Source organism: Luteibacter sp. CQ10 (assembly GCF_040900725.1).
GTDB lineage: Bacteria > Pseudomonadota > Gammaproteobacteria > Xanthomonadales > Rhodanobacteraceae > Luteibacter.
Genome location: NZ_JAEUYM010000005.1, coordinates 157,444 through 176,743, shown reverse-complemented (window position 1 = coordinate 176,743; position 19,300 = coordinate 157,444). Strand labels below are relative to the sequence as shown.

General features: G+C 66.7%; 11 protein-coding genes. 6 read left to right on the top strand and 5 right to left on the bottom strand.

Annotated elements, in window-relative coordinates:
- The first annotated feature begins 97 nt into the window (after positions 1-97).
- The 4 genes from JNG39_RS18285 (at position 98) to JNG39_RS18270 (ending at position 10,637) form a co-directional block, all read left to right on the top strand.
- A complete protein-coding gene (locus JNG39_RS18285) occupies positions 98-1,363 on the top strand; it encodes an efflux RND transporter periplasmic adaptor subunit (RefSeq protein WP_368313415.1) in 1,266 nt (421 codons plus the stop codon).
- Between the two features lie 69 nt (positions 1,364-1,432).
- Positions 1,433-4,672: an efflux RND transporter permease subunit gene (locus tag JNG39_RS18280; RefSeq protein WP_368313414.1), complete on the top strand. Its 3,240-nt coding sequence runs from the start codon at positions 1,433-1,435 to the stop codon at positions 4,670-4,672.
- A 129-nt stretch (positions 4,673-4,801) separates the two neighbouring features.
- On the top strand, positions 4,802-7,924 hold the full coding sequence (locus tag JNG39_RS18275) for an efflux RND transporter permease subunit (protein WP_368313413.1): 3,123 nt from the start codon (positions 4,802-4,804) through the stop codon (positions 7,922-7,924).
- Between the two features lie 484 nt (positions 7,925-8,408).
- Positions 8,409-10,637, top strand: coding sequence for an NADP-dependent isocitrate dehydrogenase (locus JNG39_RS18270; RefSeq protein WP_368313412.1), 2,229 nt, complete (start codon positions 8,409-8,411; stop codon positions 10,635-10,637).
- Positions 10,638-10,742: 105 nt separating this feature from the next.
- On the opposite strand, the gene JNG39_RS18265 is transcribed toward JNG39_RS18270, so the two are convergent.
- The 3 genes from JNG39_RS18265 to JNG39_RS18255 form a co-directional block, all read right to left on the bottom strand.
- Entirely contained in the window at positions 10,743-11,942 is a 1,200-nt protein-coding gene (locus tag JNG39_RS18265; protein ID WP_368313411.1) for an SGNH/GDSL hydrolase family protein, read from the bottom strand.
- A gap of 108 nt (positions 11,943-12,050) precedes the next feature.
- On the bottom strand, positions 12,051-12,995 hold the full coding sequence (locus tag JNG39_RS18260; protein WP_368313410.1) for an aldo/keto reductase: 945 nt from the start codon (positions 12,993-12,995) through the stop codon (positions 12,051-12,053).
- 64 nt (positions 12,996-13,059) lie between these two features.
- The gene (locus JNG39_RS18255; protein WP_368313409.1) at positions 13,060-13,248 is read right to left on the bottom strand and encodes a hypothetical protein; all 189 of its coding nucleotides are present in this window, start codon (positions 13,246-13,248) and stop codon (positions 13,060-13,062) included.
- A gap of 139 nt (positions 13,249-13,387) precedes the next feature.
- Here JNG39_RS18255 and JNG39_RS18250 point away from each other — a divergent pair, with 139 nt between their 5' ends.
- Together JNG39_RS18250 and JNG39_RS18245 are read left to right on the top strand one after the other, a co-directional pair.
- A complete protein-coding gene (locus JNG39_RS18250) occupies positions 13,388-14,296 on the top strand; it encodes a LysR substrate-binding domain-containing protein (protein WP_368313408.1) in 909 nt (302 codons plus the stop codon).
- Positions 14,297-14,366: 70 nt separating this feature from the next.
- Complete coding sequence (locus tag JNG39_RS18245) at positions 14,367-15,764, top strand: coniferyl aldehyde dehydrogenase (RefSeq protein WP_368313407.1); 1,398 nt, start codon at positions 14,367-14,369, stop codon at positions 15,762-15,764.
- A 128-nt stretch (positions 15,765-15,892) separates the two neighbouring features.
- Here the strand turns inward: JNG39_RS18245 and tal are convergent, their stop codons facing one another.
- Entirely contained in the window at positions 15,893-16,882 is a 990-nt protein-coding gene (tal, locus tag JNG39_RS18240) for a transaldolase (RefSeq protein WP_368313406.1), read from the bottom strand.
- 57 nt (positions 16,883-16,939) lie between these two features.
- Positions 16,940-19,114, bottom strand: a complete 2,175-nt coding sequence (locus JNG39_RS18235; protein WP_368313405.1) for a primosomal protein N' — start codon at positions 19,112-19,114, stop codon at positions 16,940-16,942.
- Positions 19,115-19,300: the final 186 nt, after the last annotated feature.

Here is a 19,300-nt window from a genome sequence, read left to right as displayed (position 1 = left end):
GCGCCGTGGTTCGTTAACGTTTTGCGGGTATAAACCGTTGGCGCACGGCGCGCCCGGCCTCGAGCGAAGGCCGGCTTTTGACCCCTGGGAGTGTTTCATGTCGCGTTTCTGGAAAATCGCGCTGGCCGTCATCGTTGTCGTGGTGATCGCGGGCTTCTTCGTCGTTCCGCGCCTGCACCATGGCAAGGGTGGGAAGGGCGAGGCCGCCGCCGCCGGCGCGCAGGCCAATGGCGAAGGGCAGGGCAAGGACCAGCCGCCGGTGCCGGTCACCGTCGTGCCCGTCGTCAGCCAGGATGTACCGGTTTACCTCACCGCGCTGGGCACCGTCCAGGCGCGCAACACCGTCACCGTGCGTCCGCAGGTGGGCGGTCAGCTGATGAAGCTGAACTTCAAGGAAGGCCAGGAAGTGAAGCAGGGCGACGTCATCGCCGAGATCGACCCGCGCACGATCCAGTCGCAATACGACCAGTCGGTGGCCAAGCTCAAGCAGGACCAGGCCGCCGCCGCCACCGCGAAGAACAACCTCGAGCGTTCGCAGAACCTGGTCAGCAAGGGCGGCCAGCAGTACGTGTCCAAGCAGGACCTCGACAACCTCAAGAACACCCTCGACCAGTCCGCCGCCACCGTGGTGGCCGACCAGGCGGCCATCCGCGCGGCGCAGGTGCAGTTGGGCTTCACCAAGGTCATCGCGCCGATCGACGGCCTGGCCGGCATCCGCTCGGTCGACGTCGGCAACATCGTCACCACGACCGACGCCATCGTCACGCTTACCGAACTGCACCCGATCTACGTGATGTTCTTCCTGCCGGAGAAGAACCTCGACATGGTGCGCTCGTCCACGACCGCCGGCGGCGACCTCGCCGCCCTGGAAGTGCAGGCGCTCGATCGCGTCGATTCGCACGCCATCGCCACGGGCCACCTCGACGTGCTCGACAACACCATCGACACCAGCACCGGCACGTTCCGCCTGCGCTCGCTGTTCGACAACGAGAAGACCCAGCTGTGGCCGGGCCAGTTCGTCAACGTGCAGCTGAAGGTGCGCACGGTGAAGAACGGCCTCGTGGTGCCGGCCCAGGCCGTGCAGCGCGGTCCCGACGGCGATTACGTCTATCTCGTGCAGGGCGACAACACGGTCAAGATGCAGCCGGTGGAAACCGCCAGCGAAGTCGGCGATAGCCACGTGCTCATCAGCAAGGGCCTGAAGCTCAACGACAAGGTGGTGACCGAGGGCCAGTTCCGCCTCAAGCCCGGTTCGAAGGTGCAGCCGCTGGCCCCGGGCCAGGTGCCGGCCGCGCCCACCGCCGAAGAATTGCAGAAGGCCAAGCAGGGCCAGCAGGGTCGCGGCGGACGTCGCGGCGGCTGATAGCGCGCGGCGCGCCCCGCCGGGCGCGCCGCACCGGGCCTCCAGGGGCCACGACACCAGGATCAGAACGTGGGTTTCTCGACACTCTTCATTCGCCGGCCGATCGCGACCTCGCTGCTCATGGTGGCGGTGCTGCTGCTGGGCATCCTCGGCTACCGCCAGCTGCCGGTGTCGGCGTTGCCGGAGATAGACGCGCCGAGCCTCGTCGTCACCACCCAGTATCCCGGTGCCAGCGCCACCACGATGGCGGCGCTGATCACCACGCCGCTGGAGCGCAATTTCGGTCAGATATCCGGCCTGTCGATGATGAGTTCCGACTCGTCGGCCGGCCTGTCGACGATCGTGCTGCAGTTCAACATGGATCGCGACATCGACATCGCCGCACAGGACGTGCAGGCGGCGATCAACCAGGCGCGCGGCACGCTGCCCAACAACCTGCCGTATCCGCCGGTATACAACCGCGTGAATCCGGCCGACGCGCCGATCATGACGCTGATGCTCACGTCCGAGAGCCTGCCGCTGCGCGACGTGAACAACTTCGCGGACTCGATCCTCGCGCAGAAGCTCGCGCAGGTGGAGGGCGTGGGCCTGGTCTCCATCGCCGGCAACGTGCGTCCCGCCGTGCGCATCCAGGTCAACCCGGCGCAGCTGGCCAACCTCGGCCTCACGCTGGAAGACGTGCGCAGCTCGCTCACCCAGGCCAACGTCAACGCGCCCAAGGGTACGTTGAACGGCAAGACGCAGTCTTACAGCATCGGCACCAACGACCAGCTCGAAGACGCGGCCGCGTACAAGGACACGATCATCAGCTACAAGAACGGTGCCCCGGTGCGCCTGTCCGACGTGGCCAACGTGATCGATGGCGTGGAGAATGACCAGCTCGCCGCCTGGGCCAACGGCAAGTCCGCCGTGCTACTCGACATCCGCCGCCAGCCCGGCGCGAACATCGTGCAGACGGTACAGCAAATCCGCCAGACCCTTCCCGACCTGCAGAAGGTGCTGCCGGCCGACGTACACCTGGATGTGTTCGCCGACCGCACCATCACCATTCGCGCCTCGGTGGAAGACGTCCAGTTCACCCTGATCCTCACCATCTGCCTCGTGGTGGCGGTGATCTTCGTCTTCCTGCGCCGCCTGTGGGCCACGGTGATTCCGTCGGTGGCCGTGCCGCTGTCGCTGATGGGCACCTTCGGCGTGATGGCCTTCGCCAACATGTCGCTCGACAACCTCTCGCTGATGGCGCTGGCGGTCGCCACGGGCTTCGTCGTCGACGACGCGATCGTGATGATCGAGAACATCGTCCGCTACATCGAGCAGGGCCACGACGGCAAGACGGCCGCCGAGATCGGCGCGAAGGAAATCGGCTTCACGGTGCTGTCCCTCACCGTGTCGCTCATCGCCGTGTTCCTGCCGCTGCTGCTGATGCCCGGCGTCACCGGCCGCCTGTTCCACGAATTCGCCTGGGTGCTGACGATCGCCGTGGCGATCTCGATGCTGGTCTCGCTGACCCTCACCCCGATGATGTGCGCCTACCTGCTCAAGGCCGACGAACTGCCCGAGGCCGAGGACGCCCACGAGCACGCCATCGCCGCGGGCAAGCCCACCACGTGGTCGCGCATCGTCGAAGGCTACGGCCGCAGCCTCGACTGGGTGCTCGACCACCGCCCGTTCACGATGCTGATCGCCGCGCTCACGGTAGCGCTCACCGTGGTGCTCTACATCGTGATCCCCAAGGGCCTGCTGCCCGAGCAGGACACCGGCCTCATCACCGCCGTGGTGCAGGCCGACCAGAACGTGGCCTTCCCGCAGATGGAAGTGCGCACCAAGGCCGTGGCCGATGCCCTGGCGAAGGACCCGGCCGTGTCCGGCGTGGCCGCCTTCATCGGCGCGGGCTCGGTCAATCCGACGCTGAACCAGGGCCAGATCTCCCTGGTGCTGAAGAACCGCAGCGACCGCGACAGCCTCGACGAGGTACTGCCGCGCCTGCAACGCGCGGCCTCGCAGATCGCCGGCGTGGCGCTGTACCTGAAGCCGGTGCAGGACGTCACGCTCGACAGCCAGGTGTCCGCCACCGAATACCAGTACTCGCTGTCCGACGTGAACAGCACGGAGCTGGCGGGCTACGCGCAACAGATGACCTCGGCGCTGCGCAAGCGCAAGGAGCTGGCCGACGTCGACAACAACCTCGCCGACCAGGGCACCGCGCTCAAGCTCACCATCGACCGCGACAGCGCCAGCCGCCTGGGCGTGCCGGTGCAGACCATCGACGACACGCTCTACGATGCCTTCGGCCAGCGCCAGATCTCCACGATCTTCACCCAGCTGAACCAATACCGCGTCGTGCTGGAAGTGGCGCCGGAATTCCGCACCAGCAAAGACCTCCTCAACAAGCTCACCGTGCGCGGCAACGGCAACGGCGCGCTCACCGGCTCCAACGCCACCAGCTTCGGCCAGCTCGCCTCGAGCAACTCGGCCACGCCGGCGGGCATCGGCAACACCGGCAACGTGGGCTTCCAGGTGGGTGCGGGCGGCACCATTCCCATCGCCTCGCTGGCCAGCGCCAAGGTCACCTCGGCGCCGTTGGTGGCGAGCCACCTGCAGCAGCTGCCCTCGGTCACCATCTCGTTCAACCTCGCCCAGGGCGAGTCGCTGTCGTCCGCCGTGGATGCCATCCACGAGGTGGAGAAGGAGCTGAACTTCCCGGCGTCGGTGCGCGGCCAGTTCATCGGCAAGGCCGCGGAGTTCTCGTCCTCGGTGGGCGACGAGGTACTCCTGCTGCTGGCTTCGATCATCGTGATCTACATCGTGCTGGGCGTGCTCTACGAGAGCTACATCCATCCGCTGACGATCATCTCCACGTTGCCGCCGGCCGGTGTCGGCGCGCTGCTGGCCTTGCTGATGTGCGGCATGACGCTCTCGGTCGACGGCATCGTGGGCATCGTGCTGCTGATCGGCATCGTGAAGAAGAACGCGATCATGATGATCGACTTCGCCATCGAAGCGAAGCGCACCGGCATGAACGCCGCCGAAGCCATCCGCCGCGCCTGCCTGCTGCGCTTCCGCCCCATCATGATGACCACCGCCGCGGCACTGCTCGGCGCCCTGCCGCTGGCGCTGGGCAGCGGCATCGGTTCGGAGCTGCGCAAGCCGCTGGGCGTGTCCATCGTGGGAGGCCTGCTGCTATCGCAGCTGGTCACCCTGTACACGACGCCGGTGATCTATCTCTACATGGAGCGGTTCTCCGACTGGCTGGCCGAACGCAAGCGACAACGCGCCCTTACCCAGGCCCAGCCGCGAATCGCGAGCTGATGGTTTCACCGGACACCATGTCGAACCCTCATTCGCCGGGCGCCAACACCGCCCGGCGAAACCTTTTTCCGGTTCGCGCGTTGATGACGGAATATTTCGCGCGCGCCCGCCCATGACCCGCTTCGCCCCATGAATATTTCCGGTCCCTTCATCCGACGCCCCATCGGCACCTCGCTGCTGGCCATCGGTATCTTCATCGTGGGCATCATCTGCTACTCGCTGCTCGGCGTGGCGGCCCTGCCGACGATCCAGTTCCCCGCCATCTTCGTCAGCGCGCAGCAGTCGGGCGCCGACGCGGGCACCATGGCCTCCACGGTGGCGGCACCGTTGGAACGCCACCTGGGACAGGTGCCGGGCATCGAGCAGATGCGCTCGAACAGCTCGGAAGGCTCCACCTTCGTGCTGCTGTTCTTCCAGAACGGCGTCAACATCGACGCGGCGGCGCGCGACGTGCAGACGGCGATCAACGCCGCGCAACCGGATCTTCCCCCTGGCCTGCTCAACGCGCCGTCGTACCAGAAGGCCAACCCCAACGACGATCCCATCATCGTGCTGGCGCTCACCTCCGACACGATGGCGCCCACGGCCCTCTACAACGTGGCCGATTCCATCCTCGCGCAGCGCCTGCGCCAACAGGAGGGCATCGCCTCGGTGGACATCGCCGGCAGCGCCACGCCGGCCATCCGCGTCGACGTGAACCTGCGCGCGCTCAACGCCATGGGCCTGTCGCCCGACCAGCTGCGCAACGCGCTTACGGCCGCCAACGTCACCTCGCCGCAGGGCTTCCTCAGCGACGGCCAGACCGACATGGCGGTCATCGCCAACGACTCGCTGCACACGGCCGAGGAATTCGGCCGCCTGGTGATCGCCAACAAGAACGGTACGCCGGTGCGCCTGTCCGACATCGCCAAGGTGTACGACGGCCAGCAGGATGCGTACCAGGCCGCGTGGTTCAACGGCCACCCGGGCATCCTGATGTACGTGTACCGCAAGTCGGACGCGAACATCATCGCCACCGTCGATCGCGTGAAGGCGCTCATTCCGACGATGCAGAGCTGGCTGCCGGCGGGTGCCGAGCTGCACCCGTTCTTCGACGGCACGCCTACCATCCGCGCCTCGCTGCACGAGGTGCAGGCCACGCTGCTGATCAGCCTGGCGATGGTCATCATGACCATGGCGGTGTTCCTGCGTCGCCTTGCGCCCACGGTGATCGCGGGCCTGGCCGTGCCGTTGTCGCTGGCCGGCGCGTTCGTGGTGATGTACTCGTTCGGCTACACGCTCAACAATCTCACGCTGCTCGCCCTGGTGATCGCCATCGGTTTCGTGGTCGACGACGCCATCGTGGTCATCGAGAACGTCATCCGTCACATGGACGAAGGCATACCCCGGTTCGAGGCGGCGCTTCTCGGTGCGCGCGAGATCGGCTTCACCATCGTCTCGATCACCGGCTCGCTCATTGCCGTGTTCATCCCGTTGCTGCTGGCCCCCGGCATCTTCGGCATGTTCTTCAAGGAATTCACCGTCACGCTGATCGCGGCCATCGTCGTATCGGCGGTGGTGTCGCTCACGCTCACGCCCTCGTTGTGCGGCCAGTTCCTCCGGGCGCACAAGGACCAGAAACCCGAATCGAAGCTGGGCATGGCGCTGGAGCGCATGCACGAGCGGATGGTCGGCATGTACCGCGGCGCGCTCGACTGGACGCTGCGCCACGCCTTGCTCATGGCGCTGACGCCTTTGGGGCTGGTGGTCATCACCTTCTTCCTCTTCGGCATGGTCAAGGGCGGTTTCTTCCCGCCGCAGGACACCGGACTCATCGCGGCGCGCGCCAACGCGAGCTCCACCGTGTCGTTCGGCGAAATGAAAGAGCGCCAGAAGCGCCTCACCGACATGTTGCTCGCCGATCCCGATGTCCGCGCGGTCGGTTCGCGCCTGGGTACGAGCCGCACGGGTTCGACCGGCTCGTTCAACATCGAGTTGAAGACGGTGGCCGACGGCCGCCAGGACACTACCTTCGACGCACTGGCCCGTCTCTCCGCCAAGGCCAACCGCTATCCCGACCTCAACCTGCGCCTTCGCCCGATCCAGGACCTGCCCACCGGCGGTGGCGGCGGTTCGTCGCAGGGCGGCCAGTATTCGGTATCGCTCAAGGGCAACGACGTGGCCGAGATGCAGTTGTGGCTGCCCAGGCTCGTGGACGCGCTGAAGAAGAACAAGATGCTCAAGGACGTGGGCAGCGATATCGACGCCGCCGGCCTCCGCCAGAACCTCACGATCGACCGCGACACCGCCGCGCGCCTGGGCGTCGGCATCGGTACCATCGATGGTGCGCTTTACAACGCGTTCGGTCAGCGCGCCGTGTCCACCATCTATTCGGACATCAACCAATACCGCGTCATCGTCAACTCGCTGCCGCAGATGGCCGCCACGCCCGACGCGCTCAACCAGCTTTACGTGAAAGCCGATTCGGGCGCGATGGTGCCCATCTCGGCGGTGACAAAGCAGGAACCCGGTCTCGCGCCCACGCAAATCGTGCATGAAGACCAATACACCACGATGGACGTGAGCTTCAACCTGGCCGAGGGCGTCAGCCTCGGCGAGGCCACGGCAATCATCCAGAAGACGGTGGCCGGCATGCGCATGCCCGGCGATATCCGGGTGGAAGCGGGCGGCGATTTCCGTCGCTTCCAGCAGACGCAGAGCGACATGCCGCTGTTGATCCTCGCCGCGATCGTCACCGTCTACCTGCTCATGGGCATGCTCTACGAGAGCCTCATCCATCCGGTGACCATCCTCTCGACGCTGCCCGCCGCCGGCGTCGGCGCGCTGGCCGCGCTGGTCATCACCGACACCGAGCTGTCGGTGGTGGCGATGATCGCGCTGGTGCTGCTCATCGGCATCGTGAAGAAAAACGCGATCATGATGATCGACTTCGCCCTGGTGGCGCAGCGCGAGCGCGGCCTCACCTCGAAGGAGGCCATCCGCGAAGCCTGCCTGGTGCGTTTCCGTCCGATCATGATGACCACGATGGTGGCGATCCTCGCCGCGCTGCCGATCGCCATCGGCCTGGGCGAGGGCTCCGAACTGCGCCGCCCGCTGGGCATCGCGATGATCGGCGGCCTGTTGATCTCGCAGAGCCTGACGTTGCTTTCCACGCCGGCTCTGTACGTGATCTTCGCGTGCCTGTCCGAGCGTTGGAAAGCGCGAAAGGCGCGGCGGCGCGAGCGGAAGGGATTGCGGGCTGCGCGGGCTTGAGCGCTCGTGCGGTGAGGTGAGGAGCCGCTGGCCTCGGCCCCTTGCCGCGACGGCTTCACCGTCCCTTGGGAAAGGAGGAGCCGCTACGCGGCTCGGTGTCTGATGGCTCGCGCCCCTGCGGGCACGGACGGTCGGGCGGGGTTTTCCGACTCGGCATCCTGCCTCGGCGGAAAAGATCGGCCATCCATGGCCGATCCCGCTGCGCGGCCTCATCCGCCCGACCGTCCTCGGCTCCAGATGTCGCGGCAAGGGGCCGAGGCCAGCGGCTCTTCCGACCGGCGAGGTGCCATGCCCGCAAGCTCCCGCCGCACCGTACGAGCGCTGCATCTTGCCGCGAGCGCACAACTCCCATGCCCACCCCTCGCTTTCCCCTCGAACCCCATCCGGGCCACAATGGCAGGGTTGTCCGCCCGCGATAGCCCCCTTGCGGTGCCTCCGGCGCGGCCCCATGACCTGGCCCACTCACGTAGAAGGCTCCCCGCACATGTCGAAGTCGCCCAAGATCATCTACACGCTCACCGACGAAGCCCCGTTCCTCGCCACGGCCTCGTTCCTGCCGATCATCGAGGCCTTCGCGGGCACCGCCGGCGTGGCGGTGGAAACGCGCGACATCTCGCTCGCCGGCCGCATCCTGGCCCAGTTCCCCGATCGCCTGACCGACGCGCAGCGCATCGGCGACCACCTCGCCGAACTCGGCGAGCTGGCCACCACGCCCGAGGCCAACATCATCAAGCTGCCGAACATCAGCGCCTCCGTGCCGCAGATGAAGGCCGCCATTCGCGAATTGCAGTCGCAGGGCTACGACCTGCCCGATTATGTCGACGCACCCGCCACCGATGCCGAGAAGGAAAGCAACGCCCGCTATGGCAAGGCCATGGGCAGCGCGGTGAATCCGGTGCTTCGCGAAGGCAACTCCGATCGCCGTGCGCCGCTCTCGGTGAAGAACTACGCGCGCAAGCATCCGCATCGCATGGGCAAGTGGTCCAGCGAATCGAAGTCGCACGTGTCCCACATGGACGGCGGTGATTTCTATGGCAGTGAGAAGTCCGCGACGCTCGACAAGGCCGGTAGCCTGCGCATCGAATTCGTCGGCAAGGACGGCGCGGTGAAGGTACTGAAGGAGAAGGTCGCGGTGAAGGCCGGCGAGATCGTCGATGCCGCCGTGATGAGCCGCAAGAAGCTCGCCGCCTTCATCGATGCGCAGATCGAGGATGCCAAGGCCAAGGGCGTGCTGTTCTCGCTGCACCTGAAGGCCACCATGATGAAGGTGTCCGATCCCATCATGTTCGGCATCGTCGTGCGCGAGTTCTACAAGGATGTGCTGGCCAAGCACGCCGACCTGCTCAAGCAGGTAGGCTTCGACGCCAACAACGGCATCGGCGACCTCTACGCACGCCTGGACAAGCTCGATGCGGCCAAGCGTGCCGAGATCGAAGCCGACCTCAAGGCCGAGTACGCCAAGCGCCCGGGCCTGGCCATGGTCAATTCGGATAAGGGCATCACCAACCTGCACGTGCCCAGCGACGTGATCGTCGACGCCTCCATGCCGGCGATGATCCGCGACTCCGGCGGCATGTGGAACGCCGAAGGCAAGCTGCAGGACGCCAAGGCCATCATCCCCGACCGCTCCTACGCGGGCGTGTACCAGGCGGTGATCGACGACTGCATCGCCCACGGCGCCTTCGATCCGGCCACCATGGGCAGCGTGCCCAACGTCGGTCTGATGGCGCAGAAGGCCGAGGAATACGGCTCGCACGACAAGACCTTCCAGATCCCGGCCGACGGCACCGTGCGCGTGGTGGCGGACGACGGCTCGACGGTGTTCGAGCATGCGGTGGACGAGGGCGATATCTGGCGCATGTGCCAGACCAAGGATGCGCCGATCCAGGACTGGGTGAAGCTCGCCGTGCAGCGTGCGCGCCTGTCGGAGACGCCGGCGGTGTTCTGGCTGGACAAGCACCGTGCGCACGACGCGCAAGTGATCGCCAAGGTCGAGCGTTACCTCAAGGACCACGACACCGCGGGTCTCGACCTGCGCATCCTGTCGCCGGTGGAAGCCACGGCGTTCTCGCTCGAGCGCATCCGCAAGGGCCAGGACACCATCTCGGTCACCGGCAACGTGCTGCGCGATTACCTCACCGACCTGTTCCCGATCATGGAACTGGGCACCTCCGCCAAGATGCTCTCCATCGTGCCGCTCATGGCCGGCGGCGGCTTGTTCGAAACCGGTGCCGGCGGATCGGCACCGAAACACGTGCAGCAGTTCGTGGAAGAGAACTACCTGCGCTGGGATTCGCTGGGTGAGTTCCTTGCCCTGGCCGCGTCGCTCGAACACCTCGCCGAGCGCTACGACAACCGCCACGCCCGCGTGCTGGCGAAGACGCTCGACCAGGCCAACGGACGTTTCCTGGACAGCAACAAGTCGCCCGCGCGCAAGGTCGGCGAGATCGACAATCGTGGCAGCCACTTCTACCTGGCGCTGTACTGGGCCGAGGCGCTGGCCGCGCAGGACGACGATGCCGAGCTGAAGGCGAAGTTCGCGCCGTTGGCCAAGGCGCTCGGCGAGGGCGAGGCGACCATCGTCGGTGAGCTCAACGGCGCGCAGGGCCACCCGGTGGAGATCAAGGGCTATTACCATCCCGACATGGCGCTGGTCAGCCAGGCCATGCGTCCGAGCGCCACCTTCAACGCGGCCATCGACGCACTGCGTTGATCCGCACGTGACGCTCCCGGCGTGATGCCGGGAGCGTCACGGTGAGGATCGCGATGTCGACCTTGCGGGATGGCGCGTGCCGTTCTACCGGCAGCCATGCCTCGATCAGTGCAGTCCCCACGATGGAGGCGCCGATTCGACGGCCCAGCCGGCCATGAGTTCATGCATGCGGGTGGTCGGATGCAGACTGTCCCAGAACACGTAATCGGCAGGAAAGCAGCCGGCGCGCAGGGCCGGCTTGCGCAGGTAGTTGAGCGAGCTGTCCGTATCGATCTGCAGGCACGACTGCGTGGTGTTGCTGAAGCCGTATCGCTCGGGGTGGGCCATCACGTCGTCGAACGACGAGCGCACGTCCACCACGCGGATCTCGGCTCCGGTCATCGCGGCGACCCGACGCGCCATGTCGCCCAGGTGCGCGTTGTAATACTCCACCTTGCCCAGCACGGTGGCTCCGTCGGTACGCCCCATGCGGAAAACCGGTGCCACGGAGACATCGGGGAGATTGACGAGGAGGATCTTGCGCGCGCCCTTTTCGGCCAGTTTCCGTAAGGTCTTTTCCTGCTGGTCGAGGATCTCGGGTGCCGTCTTGGTGTCGTTGACGAAATCGTTGCCCGCCGCGAGGAAGGTGAACAGGGTGCGGGAGATGTCGTAGTTCTCGGCCGATTGCATGTAGTTGAAGAAGCCTTCCACCTGGCTGTCGACGCCATGGATCAATCCGAAATACACGTCACGGGTCTGCGCACCGCCGATGGCCCAGTTGTGGAGGGTAAGGCCGTTGCGGCGGGCGAGGTGTTCGACCCAGACCGGGCCGTTGCTGAATCGTCCCGCGTACCAGGCGTCGCTGGGAAGCCGCCACTGGGATTCGTTGTGCATGTTGCCGGTGTCGGAGAGGCTGTCGCCGAACGACACGATGCGTTCGATAGGGGCGCCGGGCTTGAGATCGCCGTTGTACCAGAACTCGTAGTTGTAGCTCTGCGCCGAGGTGGCGGCGGTCACGCCGACGAAATCGCCGACCCGCGGCAGGGTGGCGAGATAGAGGCGGCAAGCGTCGAGCAGGTTCTGCGGACGGTCCTGGGTGAAGAACAGGCTTCGCGAGGGCAGGATGCTGGAGCTTCGCCAGTAGCCCTTGACCTTGTAGTTGGGCATGGCGAACGCGGTGGCGGCACCGGAATGGTCGTCGCGCAGGCGATAGTGGCAGCGCAGGCCGGTCGTGGCCTCGGCCGCCAGGACACTGGTGCCGTGGAACAGGGCGGCGACGGCAAACACCGTTTGGGCCAACGTCGGAAAGCGGATGAAGCGGCGCATGTATCCTCCTTGAGTGCGTTGCCGGCTTCATGCCGGCCGCATCATCATGGCGATATCGCCCTCGCTGTCGTGTAGGCCTTGGCCTCGATGTTCTGTAGGGGATGGACTCTAGCTGCTGGCTGCGTCGAGAACCGCGACGTCGTCGTCGCTCAGCGCGAGGGACGCCGAGCGCGCGATGTCGCGCAGTTGCTCCACCGTCGTCGCGCTGGCGATGACCGCCGATACGGCGGGACGTGTCATCAACCACGCGAGCGCGACCTGCGCAGGGGTGCCGCCATGCTTTTCCGCCACCTGGTCGAGCGCGCCAAGCACGCGCGTGCCACGCTCGCCCAGGTAGGTTTTCACCCGGCTGCCGCGCGCCTTGCTCTTGGCCAGGTCGGCTTCGCTCCGGTACTTGCCGCTTAGAAAGCCGCTGGCAAGCGAGTAGTAGGTGATGACGCCGATCTCCTTTTCCACGCAGAGCGGCTGCAAGGCGTCCTCGAAACCCTTGCGGTCCATGAGGTTGTATTCCGGTTGCAGCGACTCGTAGCGGCACAGGCCCTTGTTGCCACTGGTATCGAGCGCATCGGCAAGCCGGGTGGGTGCGTAGTTCGATGCGCCGATGGCGCGGACCTTGCCCGAGGCGACCAGGTCGTCGAACGCGCGCAACGTTTCCTCCAGCGGCACTTTCGGATCGTCCTCGTGCGATTGGTAGAGGTCGATGTAGTCGGTCTTGAGGCGGCGGAGGGAATCTTCCACCGCCTCCTTGATGTTGGTCGGCGAAAGCCCCGGATAGCGCGCCCACTTACCGACCTTGGTCGCGATGAGCACCTTGTCGCGCTTGCCCGACGCCTTCAACCAGTTGCCGATGATGGTTTCCGACTCGCCGCCTTCGTTGCCAGGCACCCAGGCTTCGTAGACATCCGCGGTATCGATGAGGTTGAAGCCCTCGTCGACGAACGCATCGAGGAGGTCGAACGAGCGTGCCTCGTCGACGCTCCAGCCGAACACGTTGCCGCCGAAGGCGAGCGGGGCGACCTGGAGCGGCGAGCGACCGAGCTGCCGAAGCTTCATGGATGGGTTCTCCGAAAGGCAAAACCCGATTCTCACTCCGCCAGGGTTGGCGCCGCGTGATGCGTCAGCAGCACCCCGGGACGCAGGCCAGGGCATCGTCCCCTTCGCGCGCTTTCTTCGCTTCGCGGTTGGCACGCGCGTCGTGGATCTTGCCCGACCCGGCCACGGGTTCGGCCCGGCCCAATGCCATCACGAGTTCCCTGTTCACGATGTGGCCGTGCATGAAGGCAAGGCCAGTGAAGATCGATGCCATGACACCCTCCTGAAGTCGCTGCCGCAAGCCCTTGCGGCTTTCGGTGAGCTAAAGGGTGCGCGTTTCTCGCGCGGCCAAAAAGCGATATGTTTGCAACCCGGCCTTGAGAGAATTGCAACCCGGCCACGAGGAATCGCCCATGTCCCGCTTGCCGCTCGGTCTGCTCCAGGGGTTCGTTCTGGTCGCCCGTACGGGCAAGTTGTCCCGCGCGGCCGAACAGCTCAACCTGACGGTCAGTGCGCTCAGCCACCAGATACGCAACCTCGAGGAGCGCCTCGGCCGCACGCTTTTCGAGCGGGGGCCGCGCGGCGTGACCCTCACTTCCGAGGGCTCCCACCTCCTCGATGCGATCGGCCATCATTTCGAGGGCATCGAACACGCACTCAACCGTTACCAGAGCCGCCACCAGGACCTCGTGACGCTGAGCGTGCTTCCGTCGGTCGCCTCGAGTTGGCTGGTGCCGAGGCTGCCGCGCCTGGTGGCGAAACACCCCGAACTGGAACTCAGCCTGCACTCGTCCGTCGCGCTGGCCGACTTCGATCGCGAGCCCACCATCGACTGTGCGTTCCGCTACGGGTTGGGGGCGTGGCCACGCACGCGAGCGGAGCGGCTGTTCGGCGAATACATCGTGCCCATCGCCAGTCCTTCGCTGGTGCGCCGCATGGGTGGACTGCCCGATACCTCGCTCGCGGGCTGGCCGCTGCTGGGCGATCCGTCCGGCCGCTGGACCGACTGGGCCGAACAGTTCGGCATGCCCTTGCCCTCGCGTTACGTGGCCCGCTTCGACAATACCGAACACCTCCAGCGCGCGGTCCTGGAAGGCATGGGCGTGGCCCTGGGGCGGTTGGTGATGGCGCGCTCGCTCATCGAGTGTGGCGCGCTCACGGTGCTGTGCAAGGAGCGGATGCGGGTGGCCGAGGCGTACTACCTCGTGTACCCGAAACGCTCGGAGTCGCACGGCGGCGTGATGAAGGTGCGTGACTGGCTGATGGCCGAAGCGGCGGATTACGAGGCGGGCATCGCGGACGGGAAACCGCTGCCCGCGTGAGGCGCGGCCTGCCATTCCATCTCACGCCGGGTTTTCGCGAAAGCGCAGCATCGGTGCTAGCCTCCGCCGCATGCATGACATCCTCGCCCGCCAGCGCCACGCCCAACGGACCGAAGGGTCGCCGAGCGCGGCCGCTCGCATCGATCGGCTCGATCGGGTCATCGGCCTGCTCGTGGACCATGCCCATGACATCGCCGAAGCCATGCGCGAGGATTTCGGCCACCGTTCGGTCGAGGGCTCCCTGGTCACCGACGTGGCCGCATCCATCGAACCCCTGAAGCACGCCCGGCGCCACGTGCGCCGCTGGATGCGTCGCGAGCGCCGCGGCGTGTCGCCCGCGCCGTTGGCCTGGCTGGGGGCGAGGGCATGGGTGGATTACCAGCCCAAGGGCGTCGTGGGACTGATCTCGCCCTGGAATTTTCCGTTCAACCTCACGTTCGTGCCGTTGGCGGGCATCCTCGCCGCGGGCAATCGCGTGATGATCAAGCCGTCGGAGTTCACGCCGCGTTCGTCCGAGCTGATGCGACGCATGCTGGCGAAGGCATTCGACGAAAGCGACATCGCGGTGGTCACCGGCGGTCCGGACGTGGGGCAGGCGTTTTCGACGCTGCCTTTCGATCACCTGCTGTTTACCGGCGCGACTTCCGTCGCGCGTCACGTCATGCGCGCGGCGTCGGAGCATCTGGTGCCCGTGACGCTCGAGCTGGGCGGCAAGTCGCCCGCCATCGTCGGGCGCGGTGCCGATCTCGACGTGGCCGCGATGCGCGTGATGTTCGGCAAGACGCTCAATGCCGGGCAGGTCTGCGTGGCGCCGGACTATGTACTGGTGCCGAGCGAGAAGCTCGCGGCCTTCGTCGATGCGCTGGAGCGTGCGGCGAAACGCATGTTCCCCACGTTACGGGGAAACGCCGACTACACGTCGATCGTCAACGAGCGCCATTACACGCGATTGCTCGGCCTGCTGGACGATGCCCGTGACAAGGGCGCGACCTTGCGATGGCTGCATCCGGATCACGATGCCCTCGACATGCGCCGCATCGCGCCGGTGGCGATCCTCGGCGTGGACGACGACATGGCCGTGATGCAGGATGAGATCTTCGGGCCGTTATTGCCTGTCGTGCCTTACGACGGCATCGACGATGCGATCGCGGGGATCCATGCGCGGCCACGTCCGTTGGCCTTGTATTACGTCGGCGACGATCGGGCGGAGCAGGAGCGCGTCCTGTCGCGTGTGGTCGCCGGCGGCGTCACGATCAACGACACGGTGATGCACCTGTCGATGGACGATCTGCCGTTCGGCGGTATCGGAGCGTCGGGAATGGGCGCTTACCACGGCTTCGACGGTTTCCGTACCTTCAGCCATGCGCGTGGCGTATACCGGCAGGCGCGGTTCGACGTGGGGCGGGTGCTGCGGCCGCCTTATGGGGCGGTGGTGCGTGGCTTGTTACGGGCGAAGATCCGTCGGTGAGCGGATCGCGAAGACCGAACGCCAGGCGCTGGGTTCCTGCGTTCGCAGCAACGACGGACTACGATATTCCGCGCCGCTGAAGGAACGATAGGTCCAACGAAGAAGGGGCCCGAAGGCCCCTTCCCGTCTTACAGCTTCGCGCCGAGCAGTTCTTCCAGCTTGCGCTGGTCGACCGCGAACTTGCGGATGCCTTCGGCGAGCTTGTCGGTGGCCATGGCGTCTTCGTTGTGGCCCCAGCGGAACTTGGCCTCGGTGAGCTTTTCCTTCGGCGGCTCGGCCTTCTGGCCGTTGTCCTTGAGGGCCAGCGGGAGGTCGGCGTCGGTTTCGTCGAGCTGCTTGAGCAGGTCCGGCGAAATGGTGAGGCGGTCGCAGCCGGCGAGGGCCTGGATCTGGCCGATGTTGCGGAAGCTGGCGCCCATCACGACGGTCTTGTAGCCGTGGGTCTTGTAGTAGTCGTAGATGCGGCGGACCGACTTCACGCCCGGGTCTTCCTGCGGCGCGTAGGTCTTGGTGTCGGTGTTGGCGACGTACCAGTCGAAGATGCGGCCCACGAACGGCGAGATGAGGAAGGCGCCGGCTTCGGCGCAGGCCACGGCCTGCTCGAAGCTGAAGAGCAGCGTCATGTTGCAGTTGATGCCTTCCTTCTGAAGCTTCTCGGCGGCCTTGATGCCTTCCCAGGTGGAAGCGAGCTTGATCAGCACCCGCTTCGGGTCGACGCCGACGTCCTTGTACATGCCGATGAGGCGCTTGGCCTTGGCGATGGAGGCTTCCTCGTCGAACGAGAGGCGGGCATCGACCTCGGTCGAGACGTAGCCCGGCACGATCTTCAGGATCTCGCGACCCACCAGGACGGCGAGCCGATCGCCGGCGTCCACGAGCTGCTGGGCGCGGTCGCTGCTCTGCTCCTTCGCCCACTTCACGGCTTCGTCGATGTACTGGGCGTACTCGGGGATGCCGGCCGCCTTGAGCAGCAGGGACGGGTTGGTGGTCGCGTCTTCGGGCTTGAAGGTCTTCATGGCCGACATGTCGCCGGTGTCGGCGACGACCTTGGTCACTTTACGCAGTTGTTCGAGCTGGCTGGTCACGTCTTGGGTTCCGTTACCTGGGGAGAAGGGCATTGTCGCGCCGATGGGCGGCGGCGAACAGCGAAAGTCCGATCTTAGGGCTTCATTCGTTCAATAGAGGTCGATGGGGTCGACATCAAGCGACCAGCGTACCTTGCGCGCCGAGGGCAACCCGGTCAGGGCGTGCTGCCAGGGCCGGAGGAAGGCGTGCAGCACCGGCCGCGAGTTCGCCTCCACCAGCACCTGGCCGCGGTGCCGTCCGGCGCGCAGGGGCATCGGCGCCGGCATGGGGCCGGCCACGCGCAGGTCGCCCGGCTCGCCGATGGCGGCATGCGCCTCGGCGAGGAAGGCGTCCACCTCGGGCCGGCCGTGCGCTTCCGCACGCAGCAGCACCTGGTGGGCGTAAGGCGGCAGTTCGAGCAGGCGGCGCTCGGCGAGCAGTCCGGAGGCCACGGCCGCGTAGCCGCCGCGCAGCAGCGCGTGCAGCATCGGGTGGTCGGGGTGGTGGGTCTGCAACAGCACGCTGCCGGGCTTTTCCGCCCGGCCGGCGCGGCCGGCCACCTGCACCACCAGTTGGGCCAACCGCTCGCTCGCGCGGAAGTCGACGCTATGCAGGCCCTCGTCCACGCCGACGATGGCGACCAGGGTGAGGTTGGGCAGGTCGTGGCCCTTGGCGAGCATCTGCGTGCCGACCAGGATCGCGGGTTTGTCTTCGCGAAGCCGGTCGAGGATGTCGCCGAACGCGTCGCGGCGCCGCGTGGTCTCGCGGTCGATGCGCACCACGTCCACGCCGGGAAAACGCTCGGCGAGGGCCTCCTCCAGGCGTTCGGTACCCTGGCCCTGCGGGCTCAGGTTGGCCGAGCCGCAGGACGGGCAGGCCGGGGGAATGGAAAGCACATTGTCGCAGTGGTGGCAGATCAGGCGCCGCCGCGCGGCATGCAGCGTCATCGGGCGGTCGCAACGCGGGCAGTCGGCGTGCCAGCCGCAGTCGTGGCAGAGCAGCACGGGGGCGTAACCGCGCCGGTTGCGGAAGACCAGCGCCTGCTCGCCACGGCCGACGCACTCGGATACCGCGTTGAGCAGGGTCGGCGACAGCCCGTGGTCGAGGCGTTGGGCGCGCATGTCCACGATGCGCACCTGGGTGGATTGCGTGGCACCGGGCCGGGCGCGCAGCAGGAGCTGCCGGTAGCGCCCCGCTTCCACGTTGCCCAACGTTTCCAGCGACGGGGTGGCCGAGCCCAGCACCACGGGGATGCCATGCGCACGGGCGCGGACCAGGGCGAGATCGCGGGCGTGGTAGCGGAAACCGTCCTGCTGCTTGTAGGACGGATCGTGCTCCTCGTCGACGATGATCAGGCCGGCGCGCGGCAGGGGGGTGAACACCGCCGAGCGCGTGCCGAGCACCACCTTGGCGGTGCCGTTGCGCGCCCGCAGCCAGGCCCGTGCCCGTTCGCCTTCGGCGAGGTTGGAATGCAGCACCTCGATCGTCACGCCCAGCCGTTCGCGGAGCCGGCGCACGGTCTGCGGGGCCAGGCCGATCTCCGGCACCAGCAGGAGGGTCTGCCGGCCCTGGGCGAGCGCTCGTTCGATGAGGGCGAGGTAGACCTCGGTCTTGCCGCTGCCGGTCACCCCGTCGAGCAGGTAAGGCTGGAAATTCCCGAAGCCCTCGCCGACGGCCGCGACGGCTGAGGCCTGTTCGTCGCTCAGGACGGGGCCAGGCGACGGCGTGGCCGGTGCGACGGGTTCGTCCCACTCGAGTTTCTCGACCAGCTCCGCCTCGAGCAGGCGGCGCGCGGCCGTGCGCCATTCGGGCAGCACCAGGCCGAGTTCATCGGCGGCGCGCGGCCCGTCGTACAGCGCATCGAGCAGGGCGGCCGAGCTGCCGCGGCGGGTACCGGCGTCGCGGCTTTCGCGACCGTGGTGGGTGAGCCGCCACACCTCCCGGCCGGTGGCGGGCAGCGCCTTGGGTTCGCGCAGGGCGAGGGGCAGGGCGTTGGCGAAAGCCTCCCCCGGTGCGCCCGCCCAGTAGTCCGCCGCCCAGGCCAGGGTGGCGAGCAGCTCGGCGTCGAGCAGCGGCGCGTCGTCGAGTACCTCCAGCGCGCGCTTGAGTCGCTTGGCGCCGACGGCCGCCTCGGCGTTCGGCTCGATCACGATGCCGACCAGCTCGCCCTTGCCGAACGGCACGCGCACGCGGGACCCCGCCTCCGCGATGCCGCCCTCGGGAGGCAGGTAATCGAAAAGGGTCAGGAGGGGAACGGGTAGGGCGACGCGGAGAACGGGAATCATCACCGGCCCTAGTTTATAGGGGTATGCCGATTGTGCTGGTCAATGATTGACCAGCATGACATGGGCTTGGGCCCACAAAGCACCTGAAGAAAGAGGAATGAAAGGTAAGTGCCCGCCCTAGGGAAGGTTTCCGGCTTATCCACAGGTCCTGTGGATAAGTCTGTGGATGAGGGTCGGATGGAAGGG